We start from the raw sequence: 12,878 nt of genomic DNA, 5'->3' as shown, positions 1-12,878 counted from the left end.
TCTGCCCGGCTCCAGCGGTACGGCTGAGCTGCGTTCCAGGCATGAAAGCCGCACCGGTGGGGGCGTTCTGTCTCAATGTGAGACGTGAGTCACAAGCTTGCCAATTACCGTTGGTCGTGTTGTTCTCTCGAAGAGTCGGCCGAGAGGAAGGAGCTGACCATGGCCACCAGACCCGCCGTCCGGGACTCCATCCGGATGTCCTGGCAGCGCTCGGAGGCGTCCCTGGTCGACACCGACCGGCCCGCGCCCGCCTACTTCGACGGTCTCGATCTCAGCACCACGCTGGCCCGGGCGGCCCGGCCGGTGATCGACGCCCTGGCGTCGGAGCTGACCAACGAGCCCGTGTGCATCATCCTGACCGATGCCCGCGGCATCGTCCTGGACCGTCGCGGCGGCGACAAGACACTGATCCGCCGGCTCGACTCCGTCGATCTGGCACCCGGTTTCCGCTACGCCGAGTCCGAGGTCGGGACGAACGGGATCGGCACCGCGCTGGAGGTCGGCGGCCCCATCCTGATCGACGGCGCGGAGCACTACACCGGTGTACTGCGCGGCTTCTCCTGCGCCGGGGCGCCGATCACGCATCCGGTCACCGGCGGCCTGCTCGGGATCCTGGACATCACCACCCAGGCGAAGAACTCCAACGCGATCCTGCTGTCGTTCGCCAAACTCGCGGCCCGGCGGATCCAGGAGCGCGTCCTGGAGGAGGCGAACGCCCTCGACCAGGCGCTGCTGACCGAGTACTACGCGGTCTGCCGGCACACCGGAGGCTCGGTGATCGCCCTCGGCGACGAGGTCTTCATGATCAACGCCCATGCCCAGCAGCGCTTCGACTCCACCGACCAGGCCGCGCTGATCGACCGGACCCGGGATGCCCGCGGCGGGACCAAGCCGGTCACGTTCCTCGCTGACCTGCCCAGCGGGATCAGCGCCCGGCTGGCGTACCAGCCGACGTTCCTCGGCGACGCTCTGGCCGGCGGGATCGTGCAGATCAAGGAGCAGCGGTCCGGACCCCGCACGACCGGTGGTGGAAGAGTCCCGTCGCTTCCCGGCATGACCGGGACGAGCGCGCTGTGGCGGCATACGACGCAGGATGTGCTCGATGCCTGTCGCCGGGCAGAGTGGCTGGTCGCCGAAGGTGAGCCGGGTGCAGGCAAGTTGACTCTGCTCCGCGCCGTCCACGACTACAGCTCGCCGAGCCGGCGACTGGCGGTGCTCGATGCCGGCGATCAGGGTGATCTCCTCGCCTGCGCTACCAGCGAACTGGACTCCGGCTCCGATCTCATCATCCGGAACGCCCACCTGCTCTCTGCGGAGGTCATCCAGGGTCTGGTGGACCTCCTGCAGTCGGTGCGCGACAGTTCGGTGGCGCGCGAGCCGTGGGTCGCGCTGACCCTGCTGACCGGACAGTCGCGCGGCCAGGACGAGCTCGGGACGCAGCTACTGCGGTTCTTCCCGCGGACTGTCGCCGTACCTCCGCTGCGTCATCACCTCGAGGACATCCCGGTCCTGGTGCGGTACCTGCTCGGGCGAGCCGGCGTCACCAGCGTGACGGTGTCCGGGGCGGCGCTCAACCAGCTCATGCGCCTCCCGTGGGCGGGCAACGTGACGCACCTGCGGAAGGTACTGACCGACGTCGCCCGCCGCCGGCGCTCCGGTGTCGTCGAACTGGAAGACCTCCCCGCCGAATGCCACGCGACAACCCGCCGGCACCTCACCCGCATGGAAGCCCTGGAGCGCGACGCCATCGTCGGCGCCCTCGCCTCCCACCACGGCGACAAAACCGCCGCCGCATCGGCCCTCGGCATGTCCCGAGCCACCATCTACCGCAAGATCCGCGACTACGGCATCGTCACCTGATCCGGGCGCCGCCCGCGAAGCCTGCTGAGCTCTTCGAGTAACAGCCTGGACCCCATCCCTGGAACCGGAGCAACTAATCCGGTGGGTGGTCGCGTCTGTCTTGGTGAGGCGGCGACTGAGGGGGTCTGGGGTGGGTTCGCGGCGGAGCGGTAGTGGGGTTGGGCTTGCTGTTGTCTGTGTGGTCGTTTGTGCTGTGGCGTTCGCTGGGGCGATCAGGGTGTTGATGCCGGGCGGGCGGGAGAAGGCGAGGGTGGTGTCGGCGGAGGATCAGACGCCGAGTCCGGTGGCGCCTACGACCCGGTCTCCGTCACCCAGTGCGGTGACGTCGACGCCGGTCGCTCGGACCGGGACGGATGCGTGTCCTGGGTTCAGTGGGATCGAGGCGGACGTGCCGTTGTTGATGGTCATGCGGGATACGTTCGCCTGGGGCAACGATCCGGCCTACAAGGTCGGCGATGGTTCGGGTGATGTCCGCTGGCGGTCCGATCCGTATCACAAGCCGAGTTGGTACATGTGGCTGCATTCGCTGCGGTGGTTGGGACACGGGATCATCGCGGCCCGGACCGGCGACCGCAAGGCCATGACGCATACGATGGCGATCATCCACGACTGGGTGCGCGACAACCCGTACCCATGGAAGAGCGACGTCGGCGCGTGGGAGTCGACGATGCACCGGACGAACGTGCTGATCTGTGCGCGGCAGGCGGTGTTGTCCGGTCTGCATATCCGCAAGCTGGGGCGGACCGTCGAACCACGGCACGGACGAGAGCATCGCGATGTTCGGCGTCGGCTGCACTCTCGGCCGGGCGGACCTGGAAGAACCGCGCCGTCGACCGGTTGACCCAGGCAATCACCACTGCAATCGACCCGCAGGGATCGACGAACGAGCAGTCCGTCGGCTACGCCATGTTCAACTACCAACTGTGGGGCCGGGCGACCACGGCACTGCAGCGCTGCGGCGCCGACCCTGGACCCGTCATCGAGGAACGACGACGCGCGCTCGCGGAGTTCCTCGCGCTCGCCACCACCTCAGCCGGCGAGATCCCCCAGGTCGGCGACGCGGAACGCCAGAAGCCGCAGGCCGCGGCCGGCACCTCGTTGGAGTACGCCGCCACCCTCGGGCTACGCGGGACGAAGCCGTCCAAGCGGACCGCGGTCTTCGACGCCGGGTACGTCTTCGGCCGGACCGGATGGGGCGAGACGAGGCCGTTCACGCAGGAGTCGACGTACAGCATCCGGTTCAGGCCGGCACGCAGATACCACGGGCACGACGACCACATGTCGATCACCTACAACTCGCACGGCCGCGACTTCCTGATCGACCCGGGCCACCCCGGATACCAGCTCGACAAGTGGCAGGAGTGGACCAGGAGCCAGGCATCCCACACTGTGATGACGATCCCGTCGGCCAAGGGCGCACCTGTCGAGACGAAGCTGGTCAGCGCGGCGATGACGCCGCGGCCGGCAGTCAGCGGTACGAGACGTTGTGGCACCTGCCGCCGGGCCAGAAGGTGACCGTGCAGTCCCCGACCACGGCGGTCGCCACGAAACCTGGTGACAGCACGAAGACGTACCTACTGCAGATCCCTTACGGGCAACAGCTTCCGGCGGACGCGATCACGGTCGAGCAGGGCAAGCAGGATCCCGTCCAGGGCTGGTACTTCCCCGACATCTTCCACCGTGTGCCGGCACCTGTGGTCAAGTTCAACCGCAGCGGACCGACCGCCTCGATCCTGTCGGTCGTCGTACCGGCCGCGGCCGCCGAGAAAGTTGCCTTCAGCACCAGAACCGTGGGATCCATGCTGCTGGTCGACCTGACCGTCGGCGTGCGGCAGACCACCGTCCGGGTGACGCCGAACGGTCGCCTCTCGCGCATCCGCTAGGCCGGATCCGGTCATCGCTCATGGCGCCATTGGTAAACGTTTGCCATGATGGTCAGGTGATCTATGAACTGAACCATGTCGGTGGTCGTGTCCAGGATCTGGATGCGAGCTTGGCCTTCTACTCCGGGATCGGCGCCGAGGTGGTCGACCGGTTGTTCATGGCCGGTCCGCGGGTCCATCGGGTGCACATCCAGCTGGCGACCGGGCTGGTGGAACTGCTCCACAACGAGGAGGTCGACCCGGACGCGGCGTACGGGCTGAACCACGTCGGGTTCATGACGGACGATCTGGACGGCGACTACGCCCGGCTGATCGGTGCCGGGTACGCCGAGCTCAGCTCGCCGAGGGTGGCGGGGAGCGGCCAGGGCCGGCTCGCGTTCCTGTCCGATCCGAACGGCGTACGGGTCGAGCTTCTCCAGCGGTCGGAAGAGTTCCGGGTCCCGCCGATCACGTCGGGACCGGTCAGCCGGCTGTCGTTCATCGCGCTGGACGCACCGGATCTCGACGCCGCCGTCGAGTTCTACGGCGACCACCTCGGCATGGAGCGGGTGCCGTCCGACGAGGCCGACGCGGCGTACTTCCGGATCGGCGCCGACGCCGTGAAGCTCTACAAGTCATTGCCGCCGGCAAGCACCCACGTCAACCACCTCGGCCTGGCGGTGGCCGAACCACGGCCGGACGCTCACGACCCGGACGGGAACCTTATCGCGTTCGTCCCCGGCTTTCAGTGACCGGCAATCGCTGAAAGTGGACTGAAAGTCCGATCTGCGAGTCTCACTCCTTGAGCACGTCGGGAGGGATTCGTGAAGCGACCGTCATTCGTCGAGGCCGCGCTGGCACTCGCCCGCTCCTGGCTGGCCACCACTGGCCCGGAGCGGGACACACCTCCCCCTCCGGCCGACGCGAACGGCGACCGGCCGGAGGAGGACGACGTACGTCGCTGATGCCCGCGGTCAGATGATCTCGGGGGTGAGGTCCGGGTCGGGCATGTCGGGGTCGAACGGGAACATCGGGCGCTCGATGCCGTGGTGGCCGAGGCTGAGCAGGTCCTGGTTGACGCCGCCGGGGGTGAGGGCGAGGAGCCAGTCAGCGGCCATCGCGTACAGCTCGGGCTCGAGGTAGCCGATCTTCACGATGACGAGGTCGGCGTCGCGCGGCGCCAATCCAAGGGCAGCGAAGTCCGACTCGATGTGGTACGGCTTGCGGCGCATGGTCACGATGACGTGCAACCCGCCGACCGCGAGCGCCACCGCGCCGGCGGCAGAGTCGATCCCGGTCACCCGACCGGTCAGCGCGACCGGACCGCACGGTTCGGAGTCGATCTTGCCGCCCACCTCGACGCTCACCGTCGCGCCGACGCCTGCCTCCATCGCCCCGGTGGTCACCTCGGGGTCGACGATCGCCGCGTAGATCGTGGTCAGTTCGGACTCGGTGATCGCCGGCATGCGGAGCAGCTTGTCCAGGGTCCACGAGGTGTCCCCCGCCCCGCCGGCCGTCGGGTTGTCGCCGGAGTCGCTGATGTAGAACGGCCGGGCGGTCGACGCGAGCGCCTGGTCGAGGCACTCGGCGAGCGTCCCGGTCGGCGCGACGAACTCGAACTTGTCGTGGGCGTCCCAGTAGGCGTCCGCGAGCCGCTTCGCCTGAGCGGTGATGACCTGCTCGTCGTCGCCCATCACCACGACCGCGGCCTGACAGCGTGGCTCGTCCGCCCACGCGTACCCGACCCAGATCGCCGCGTCCAGTACGCCGTCCATCGCCTCGACCTCGTCGACCTGCGCATAGATGCTCTTGGCCGGCTCGATCCTGGTGCTGGTCTTCTCCCCCGGCAGCAGCACCGGCACCTGCACCCATGCCTTGAGCGGTCGACCTCCCGAGCGCAGCCGTGCCACCAGGTTGCGCGCCGCGCGTTCCTTGGTGTCCCACGCGTCGGTGTGCGGGGCCTTGCGGTAACAGGTGGCCAGGTCGAGCAGCCCGATCAACTCGCGCGACATGTTGCCGTGGAGATCCATCCCGGTCGAGAGAAGTACGTCGGGACCGACGATCCGGCGGATCCCGGCGACGAGGTCGGCCTCGATGTCGGTCCGGCCGATCACGCTCATCGCACCGTGCATGTCGACGAAGACGCCGTCCAGCTGCCCCGCCTGTCCCAGCCGCTCGTAGATCTCCGCCGCGAGTTCGTCGTACACCTCTGGTACGACGGGGCCGCCTGGGACCGCGCGGGCGTGCAGCAGCGGCACCCACTCGACGCCCTCGGTCAGGGGCTTGCCCGGCGCGAGGAAGTCGTACCGGCCGAGCAGCTCGTCGCCGCGGGTGACGTGGAAATCGTCCAGCCTGGTCCGATGCGGCGAGAACGTACTCGACTCGATCGCGATCCCCGCGATCCCGATCCGCAACCGCCCGGACTCCGCTGATGAGCTCACAGAATTGCTCCTTCGTGTGTACGACGCTGCCTTCGCACACAATTCTGCGCTCTCGACCCCTGCTCATGCGAGGCCGAGAGCGCAGACAGGCCGGTCAGCGTGGGAGGGCTGTGCCGGCGTCGTACCAGTTGGCCGGGTTGGTGGGATTGGCCGGCAGGGCGAGTGACTCGGCGATCTTTCGGAGCTGGGCCTTGTCGGCCTTGCCGCTGAGGAAGCGGATAGTGATCGCCACGCCGTTGTGCTCCATCCGGAGTCCGTTGTCCGGGCCCGGCTGGTACAGCGGCTTGCCGCCCTTCCGCGCGGTCTCCAGCTTGTCCCAGGTGAACCACGCGTTCCAGCCGTGGATCGTCAGGTCCGCGGGGTCGTCGTCCATCCTCTTCGAGTTCATGTTCCAGAACTTGTCGGTGCTGTACCGGATCTCGAGGTCCTCGCCCGGCTGCGGCTGGGGACCCCACAGACTCCCGGTCTTGGGCCCGGCCGCGGGGTCGGGCTTGACCCCGGTCGCCGGGTTGCCGTCGCTGAACACGACGTCGAACGAATGCCCGTCGCCCGTGAAGTTCGCCGTCTTGTCGACCACCCGCTGCGCGTGCAGTCCGCTCGGCACGTAGCCGATCCTGAACGGCGAGGTCAGCCGTTGGGGGGTGGCCTTGATCGACTTCGCCACCGCCACCGCGGTCTCCCTGTCGTCGTCGTACGGCGCGTCGATCTGCGGCACCGCCCGGGTCCCGAGCTCCTGCTGCTTCTCACAGCTGAGCAGCGCCCAGATCCCCTTGGCCGGCTGCCAGGCGACCGACGTCATCGGGCGGGCCGGCACCGACGCCATCGCGTACCCGACCGGAAACGGAACGATCGGCTCACCGTTCGGCATCGTGATCAGGCGTCCGGCCAGCCCGTTGAGGTCGATTCGCGGGCTGTCCGACGGGATCTTGCCCGGGTTGAAATCGCCGTTGCGGTGCAGTGTCAGCAGACACCATGACGCCCACAGGCTGCCCGCTCCGACCAGCTGGTAGACCTGCCGGTTCGCCTCGTAGGCACGCGGGTTGACGATCATCCCCTTCGGCGCGGTCAGCGTGACCCAGTTGCCCCAGGGAGAGCCGGCCTGCTCACCGGCCGGCTGGGTCGAGGTGTCCCGCAGGTGGTCCACCAGGATCGGGCCGCCCACGGCCGCGGCCGCCGTCGCCATCACGGTGGCCAGGACCAGCGCCGTACGACGCCGTCGCGGCGGACGGTCAACAGGCAGATTGCCGGCAATCGGGCTGCGGTCGGGAGCCGTCGCCGCGATCCGGTCGAGCGCGTTCCGCAGATCTTCCTCAGTGCGCATTGATCACTCCGTGGGGTGCGGTGGTGGTTGGGGACGAGGGGCCGAGTTCGATCCGGAGTGCGGCGAGAGCCCGGGACGCGTACGAACGCACCGTGTTGGGTGAGCAACCCATCGTTTCCGCGATCTCGGCGTCGGTGAGGCCGCCGTAGTACCGCAGCGCGAGCACGGTCCGCTGCCGGCGCGGCAGCTTGGCCAGCTCGGCGACCATCTCGTCCTGGTCCGCGAGCCGGGCCGCGTGGTCGGGCTGCTGGCGGTCCGCGTCGGCCCAGATCTCCGGGCGTGGCACGAACCGGGACCACTTCCGGCGCCAGGACAGGTACTCGTTGACCACCATCCGGCGCAGGTACGCGTCCGGTCGTTCGGCCCGCTGGATCCGGTCCCAGTGCCGGTGCGCCTTGATCACGGTGTCCTGGACGAGATCCTCGGCCAGGTGGCCGGACCCGCACAGCACGGTCGCGAACCGCAGCAGGTCCGGCACGCCTTGTCGCGCCCATTCCTCGAAGGTCACCCTCGACTCCCCTCTTCAGGCCGGTTCAGCAACCGGCCTTCCCAGCAAAGACAGCCCCACCTCCTGATGTGATGCGCGGATCCAGCGATTTTCTCTCCGACCCACAGAAATCGGTCAGTCGAGCTTCGGCCGTCACCGCCCACCTCACCGCGGGGTGAGGCGGATGACCGGGTACTGCCGATCCGACTTCGCCTGGTACTTCGCGAGCCGGGGCTGGGCGGCCGTGATGCGCTGCCAGGCCTGGTCGCGCTCGTTGCTGTCAAGACTGTGTGGCGTCACCTGCACCAGACCGCTGCCGGGCAGTTCGACCGACACGCGGTCGGGATGCGCCGTCAGGTTGGCGTGCCAGTCGGGATGCTGACTGCCGCCGCCCGACGCGACGACCAGCCAGCCGTCGTCGTCCGCGAACCAGCCGAGCGGCGTCTCGCGGGGCTCGCCACTGCGGCGGCCGATCGTCTTGAGGATGAGCACGTCCATCCCCATCATCCTGTCGCGCCCGCCGCGGATCTTCTTGGCGGTACGGGCGTTCATCGTCCGCTGCACCCACCGCGAGAACGCGCCGGGCGTACCGGGTTTGCGCGCTGCCTGCTGCTGACTCATCACGCCACCTCGCCGATCCGTACGGTGTTACCGGCGGGGTCCCGGAACGCGCAGTCCCGCACACCCCACGGGTGCTCGGTCGGTTCCTGGACGACAGGCGCCTCCGCATCCCGCACACGCGCGAAGGTCCCGTCGAGGTCGGGGGTGGCCAGGATGATGACGCCATAGGTGCCCTTGGCCATCATTTCGGCGATGGTACGGCGCTGGTCGTCGGTCATCGTGCGACTCGCGTCCAGCGGATGCAGCACGATCGACGTACCCGGCTGTCCCGGTGGGCCGACGGTGATCCAGCGCTGCACACCGGCACCGACGTCTTGGCGTACCTCGAACCCCAACGTGTCCCGGTAGAAGGCCAACGACGCGTCGGCGTCCTCGTGCGGTAGGAAACTCGCTTGAATGGTGATGTCCATGGCCAAGACGCTACGAGCAGGTGGCGATCCGCCGCTTCTCGATTCCTGATCGGTTCAACGAGGTGATGAATGAGCGTCCGCGTGATCGGCGTCGATGCCTGCAAGGCGGGCTGGGTGGGCATCAGCGGCGAACGTCGCGGGTACTTCGGCGCGACGATCGAGCAGTTGATCTCGTCGGCTGAGCAGGACGGCCCGTTGGCTGTTGTGGCGATCGACATCCCTATCGGACTGCCGGTTGACGTCCCACGGCAGGCCGACGTACTGGCGCGCCGCTTGATCGGGAAGCGCTCGTCGTCGGTCTTCTCGACGCCGGTCCGGGCCGCGTTGCTGGCGGCAACTCACGCCGAGGCGTCAGCCCTCAACCGAGCAGCCACCGGCAAAGGTCTGAGCCAGCAGGCCTACGCCCTGCGCAGCAAGATCCTCGAGGTCGACGCCTGGTCCCGCACCACCCACCACCAAGTCATCGAGTCCCACCCCGAGCTCTGCTTCGCCACGATCGCAGGTCACCCACTCGCCCATCGCAAGTCCACCTGGGCAGGCGTCGAGGAACGCCGCCGAATCCTCGCGGCGGTTGGCATCGCGGTGCCGTCCGACCTCGGTCTGGCGGGTGAGTTGGCAGCAGTAGACGACGTACTCGACGCCGCAGCCGTCTCCTGGACCGCCCAACGCCACGCCGAGGGCCGAACCGGTCCACTGTCCGGAAACTTCTCGCCTCCCGGCGGCCATTTGTTTCCGCATAGCGCATCGCCCCTGCGGCGCCCCGATCAACCACCCTGGCCCGCTCAGGTGGTCGGGCCGTGCACAAAGCCGGACTAGGTCGGCGTGGTGAGGACGATGGTGGGTGGGTTGAGGAGGCCGGAGTTCAGGTGGTCGGCGGCGTGGGAGATGTGCTGGAGGTCGAAGCGGTGGCCGCAGTCGGTGGTTACCGACTCGACGAGAGGAAGGAGGTAGGGGTCGGCGGAGAGGGCGTTGGCGGCCGTGTTGTGGATGGTGATGCGGAGTGCGTTGCGGCCGGGTACGGCGGCGTCGGTGAGGTCCACGCGGTACGGCGGGGACCAGAGGGTGCCGCAGGGTACGTCGTTGAGCCAGATCTCCGCGGCGACGCCGATCGGAGGGTCGAGCGTCGCGCGGTAAGAGTTCGGAGGGAGATACGTCTCGGTGTCGGCCGGCGCGGGTTCGCCGGTGCCGAAGTCGAGCAGGACCCGCGTCTTGGGATCGAGCTCCGGCAACTCGAGCTCGGTCTGGTACGACGCTGCCCCTGAGTACGCCGCTCGTCCGGGATCGTCCTCCCACCGATGCGGCAGTTCGACCGACGACGGCGAGTTGTCGAAGGTGACCTGCCAGGACGCCCGGATCGTTGCCCGCGTCACCTTCTCGATCGTCAGGTCGGGCGCCGCGTCGTCGGTGGGTACGAGGATGGTTGCTTCGTAGGGGTGAAGCGTCAGCGAGATGCCATCGGGTGAGCGGCGGTGGAGCGAGGTCTTGCCGGTGGCGGCATCCCATTGTTCGAAGGAGGTTGTGGCGCCGGGGATGTCGAAGTGGAAGGTTCGCGCCTGGTTGCCGGTGTTCGCCAGGAAGTAGATGTCCCCGTCGTCGAGCCGCCGATGCACCACACCGATGTCGTCCCGAGGACTCACCCTCGGCCCAGGCACCTCCGCCAATCGCTCCGCCAGCTCACCGACCGCCACTCCCCCGGCAAGCGTCGACCCCTCAGGTACGACGACCAGCCCGAGGTCAAGCTGCCCCGGATCGACCAACTCGAGCGCATCGTCGTCGATCAGGTCGAAGTCCAGCCCGGACTCACGAATCGTCCGCGGGATCTCGTCACCGATCAACCGACGCACGGTGCGATACAAGTTCAACGACCCATCGGAATACGCCTCAGCAGCGGGCACGTAGACCTTCACCGGCCGAACCGGCGTCCCCTGCTGCAACAACCACGACAGGCGGTGCAGATACCCGAACAGATCCCCCGCAACCGGCCACCAAGGATTGCGGTCGTCCAGCGCACCGGAGGCATAGAAGATCCAGCCGACCCCAGGCGCACTCGATGGCGAGTACGGCCACCCGTGACCGATCAGCTGGTTGACGCCCGACAAGAAGTGCTCATGCGCCTCGCCCTTGAGATCGAGCGGGGTTGCCCGGAACGACGGCGAATGCACCCACGTCCACACCTCGGCCGACACCACCGACCGCCCGTAGAGGTTCGCGGCCGACGACGCCCACCGGGTCTCCGGCAGCCGCGTCCACCCCCACCCTTCACCCTCGAACAGGTCGGCGAAGCGATAGCTGCTCATCGTCGCCGGCGGCTCGCCGTAACTCTGGATCCGGAACGGTACGCCGTGCCCCGCCGCCCACCGCTGGAAGACTGCGACGAAGTTCTCCTCGTACAACTCCGACAACGTCCGCCGGAAGTCGATCCGCACCTGTGCGGACTCAGCCGCGTCGACGAGCAGCTCGTACAGCCGAGGACGCAATTCATAGCCACGCCGCCGCACGAACTCGTCGAACAATCGAGGCGTCCAGTCGGCCTGGTACACCTCCAAGCTGTCACAGAACACCGACCCGAGCAGCTCCGGCGTTGCCGCCAGCAACAATGGTTCGGCCACGCACCTGATGTGCTCGTTCGCCGCTGCCGCCGAGTAGTGATCAAGCACCGGCCCTTCCGCGCCCGCCGCGGCCCGCTTCACGTTCTGCCCGGTCAGCCGCGACGACGCGATCAGCACCTCACGCGGTCCGTGCCCAGCCGGTACCCGGATCATTCCGTTGCTCACAGCAACCTCGACGTACGACGCCGGTACGCCGGCCGATCCCTCGCCCACGAAGGCCGCAACCACCTCGTCCCCGGGCCACGCAGCCACCACGGGTACGTCGTACGCCTCGGCGCCGATCTCGCGCCGATCCCAGCTGAGGCTGCGTGCCGCGTGCTCCGGACCGATGTGCCCGCCACCGAAGGACCAGCCGCTGCCCAGCGTCACGTCGAACCGCAGACCCAGTTCCCCCGCCGTCCGCGCGGCGTACCCGACAAGCTCCAGGAACTCATCCGATCCGAACGGCGCCTCGACCGGCCCCATCGGATAGACGAACGCAACCTCGACGCCACCCAGGCCGGCCGCCGCCATCGCCCGCAACTGACGCTCGAGCTCACCGCGCTCCACCGATGGTCCGAACCACCACCAGCGCACCATCGGCCGCCCCTCCGCGGGCGGTGTCCGGAACTGCCTTCGTACGTCGTCCAATGTCGCCACAGGACCGGCCTCCGCACTCGGTTGTCTCGGTCCGTCCACCCCATCGCGACCGGCAACCCGCCGTCAACGAAATCGACCACTACCGGTCAGCCAACCCTGGTCCCCCGGTCTAGGCCGGATCGCCTAGGATCTCCGCCGGGGGATCGAGCTGCCGACGAAAGGTTCTGTCGTTCATGTCTCAGCCCCCAGAGGGTGGTTATCCCCCGCCGTCCCAGGGTCAGCCCGGGTACGCCGGCCCGCCGCAGGGCTACCAACCGCAGCCGGGATATCAGCAACCGCAAGGCTTTCAGCAGCCAGGGTTCCAGCAACCACAGGGTTTCCAGCAGCAGCCGTGCGGTACGCCGGGCTCCTATCTGTACACCGTGACGGCGTACGGGCCGCTCGCCGAACTCGATGAAGCGTTCCTCGGGGTGAAGGCACCGATCGAGGAGGTCGCCGGCGGCTCCTGCTACAGCTCGGACGAACGAGCCCGGGACTGCGCCGTCGCCAACGGCAAGATCGTCGTGATGGTCGGCACCGCCTGGACGTCGGCGACCAAGCGCCCGCGCACCGATGCGCAGATGATCCAGGACGGGAAGAAGCTCGCCGACGCCCTCACCCAGGGCCAGTAGTCGGACCGGCCCGGCGC

Annotated in this window: 15 protein-coding genes; 8 read left to right on the top strand and 7 right to left on the bottom strand. The window is 68.3% G+C overall.

Features of this window, described 5'->3' with window-relative positions; all coding sequences use genetic code 11:
* Window positions 1–159 precede the first annotated feature (159 nt).
* The gene (locus OG817_RS10845) at window positions 160–1,860 is read left to right on the top strand and encodes a sigma-54-dependent Fis family transcriptional regulator (protein ID WP_406053682.1); all 1,701 of its coding nucleotides are present in this window, start codon (window positions 160–162) and stop codon (window positions 1,858–1,860) included.
* Between the two features lie 267 nt (window positions 1,861–2,127).
* On the opposite strand, the gene OG817_RS10840 is transcribed toward OG817_RS10845, so the two are convergent.
* A complete protein-coding gene (locus OG817_RS10840) occupies window positions 2,128–2,268 on the bottom strand; it encodes a hypothetical protein (protein ID WP_406053680.1) in 141 nt (46 codons plus the stop codon).
* Between OG817_RS10840 and OG817_RS10835 the strand changes: the two genes are divergently transcribed.
* From OG817_RS10835 to OG817_RS10815, 5 genes are all read left to right on the top strand, one after another.
* Window positions 2,267–2,701, top strand: a complete 435-nt coding sequence (locus tag OG817_RS10835; RefSeq protein ID WP_406053678.1) for a hypothetical protein — start codon at window positions 2,267–2,269, stop codon at window positions 2,699–2,701. The genes OG817_RS10840 and OG817_RS10835 overlap by 2 nt on opposite strands.
* Entirely contained in the window at window positions 2,698–3,375 is a 678-nt protein-coding gene (locus OG817_RS10830; RefSeq protein WP_406053676.1) for a heparinase II/III family protein, read from the top strand. The genes OG817_RS10835 and OG817_RS10830 overlap by 4 nt, the downstream gene beginning before the upstream one ends.
* A gap of 2 nt (window positions 3,376–3,377) precedes the next feature.
* Complete coding sequence (locus OG817_RS10825) at window positions 3,378–3,743, top strand: hypothetical protein (RefSeq protein ID WP_406053674.1); 366 nt, start codon at window positions 3,378–3,380, stop codon at window positions 3,741–3,743.
* A gap of 56 nt (window positions 3,744–3,799) precedes the next feature.
* Window positions 3,800–4,474: a VOC family protein gene (locus OG817_RS10820; RefSeq protein WP_406053672.1), complete on the top strand. Its 675-nt coding sequence runs from the start codon at window positions 3,800–3,802 to the stop codon at window positions 4,472–4,474.
* A 72-nt stretch (window positions 4,475–4,546) separates the two neighbouring features.
* Complete coding sequence (locus OG817_RS10815) at window positions 4,547–4,687, top strand: hypothetical protein (protein ID WP_406053670.1); 141 nt, start codon at window positions 4,547–4,549, stop codon at window positions 4,685–4,687.
* 9 nt (window positions 4,688–4,696) lie between these two features.
* On the opposite strand, the gene OG817_RS10810 is transcribed toward OG817_RS10815, so the two are convergent.
* The 5 genes from OG817_RS10810 to OG817_RS10790 form a co-directional block, all read right to left on the bottom strand.
* Window positions 4,697–6,163, bottom strand: a complete 1,467-nt coding sequence (locus OG817_RS10810) for a M81 family metallopeptidase (RefSeq protein WP_406053668.1) — start codon at window positions 6,161–6,163, stop codon at window positions 4,697–4,699.
* 94 nt (window positions 6,164–6,257) lie between these two features.
* Entirely contained in the window at window positions 6,258–7,484 is a 1,227-nt protein-coding gene (locus OG817_RS10805) for a hypothetical protein (RefSeq protein WP_406053666.1), read from the bottom strand.
* Window positions 7,474–7,992: a SigE family RNA polymerase sigma factor gene (locus OG817_RS10800; protein ID WP_406053664.1), complete on the bottom strand. Its 519-nt coding sequence runs from the start codon at window positions 7,990–7,992 to the stop codon at window positions 7,474–7,476. The genes OG817_RS10805 and OG817_RS10800 overlap by 11 nt, the downstream gene beginning before the upstream one ends.
* Window positions 7,993–8,136: 144 nt before the next feature.
* Entirely contained in the window at window positions 8,137–8,592 is a 456-nt protein-coding gene (locus tag OG817_RS10795) for a nitroreductase family deazaflavin-dependent oxidoreductase (protein WP_396393411.1), read from the bottom strand.
* Window positions 8,592–9,002 (bottom strand): VOC family protein, encoded by a 411-nt coding sequence (locus OG817_RS10790; protein ID WP_396393410.1) that lies wholly within the window; start codon window positions 9,000–9,002, stop codon window positions 8,592–8,594. The genes OG817_RS10795 and OG817_RS10790 overlap by 1 nt, the downstream gene beginning before the upstream one ends.
* Window positions 9,003–9,071: 69 nt before the next feature.
* Between OG817_RS10790 and OG817_RS10785 the strand changes: the two genes are divergently transcribed.
* Window positions 9,072–9,818 carry a DUF429 domain-containing protein gene (locus OG817_RS10785; protein ID WP_406053661.1) on the top strand — a complete coding sequence of 249 codons (747 nt, stop codon included), beginning with the start codon at window positions 9,072–9,074 and terminating at the stop codon, window positions 9,816–9,818.
* Here the strand turns inward: OG817_RS10785 and OG817_RS10780 are convergent.
* The gene (locus OG817_RS10780; RefSeq protein ID WP_406053659.1) at window positions 9,815–12,250 is read right to left on the bottom strand and encodes a glycosyl hydrolase; all 2,436 of its coding nucleotides are present in this window, start codon (window positions 12,248–12,250) and stop codon (window positions 9,815–9,817) included. The two genes, OG817_RS10785 and OG817_RS10780, sit on opposite strands and share 4 nt — an antisense overlap.
* A gap of 173 nt (window positions 12,251–12,423) precedes the next feature.
* On the opposite strand from OG817_RS10780, the gene OG817_RS10775 reads away from it, so the two are divergent.
* The gene (locus OG817_RS10775) at window positions 12,424–12,861 is read left to right on the top strand and encodes a hypothetical protein (protein ID WP_406053657.1); all 438 of its coding nucleotides are present in this window, start codon (window positions 12,424–12,426) and stop codon (window positions 12,859–12,861) included.
* The last annotated feature ends 17 nt before the right edge of the window (window positions 12,862–12,878 follow it).

Origin of the sequence: Kribbella sp. NBC_00889 (assembly GCF_045207705.1) — a bacterium.
In the GTDB taxonomy this organism is placed as follows: domain Bacteria; phylum Actinomycetota; class Actinomycetes; order Propionibacteriales; family Kribbellaceae; genus Kribbella.
This window is presented reverse-complemented; position numbering and strand designations above follow the sequence as displayed.

Bases quoted from the DNA above. Each gene is read 5' to 3' on its own strand.
- OG817_RS10775 (WP_406053657.1), top strand. From the start codon at position 12,424: ATGTCTCAGCCCCCAGAGGGTGGTTATCCCCCGCCGTCCCAGGGTCAG.
- OG817_RS10840 (WP_406053680.1), bottom strand. From the start codon at position 2,268: ATGACCATCAACAACGGCACGTCCGCCTCGATCCCACTGAACCCAGGA.
- OG817_RS10795 (WP_396393411.1), bottom strand. From the start codon at position 8,592: ATGAGTCAGCAGCAGGCAGCGCGCAAACCCGGTACGCCCGGCGCGTTC.
- OG817_RS10835 (WP_406053678.1), top strand. From the start codon at position 2,267: ATGCGGGATACGTTCGCCTGGGGCAACGATCCGGCCTACAAGGTCGGC.
- OG817_RS10805 (WP_406053666.1), bottom strand. From the start codon at position 7,484: ATGCGCACTGAGGAAGATCTGCGGAACGCGCTCGACCGGATCGCGGCG.
- OG817_RS10790 (WP_396393410.1), bottom strand. From the start codon at position 9,002: ATGGACATCACCATTCAAGCGAGTTTCCTACCGCACGAGGACGCCGAC.
- OG817_RS10845 (WP_406053682.1), top strand. From the start codon at position 160: ATGGCCACCAGACCCGCCGTCCGGGACTCCATCCGGATGTCCTGGCAG.
- OG817_RS10785 (WP_406053661.1), top strand. From the start codon at position 9,072: ATGAGCGTCCGCGTGATCGGCGTCGATGCCTGCAAGGCGGGCTGGGTG.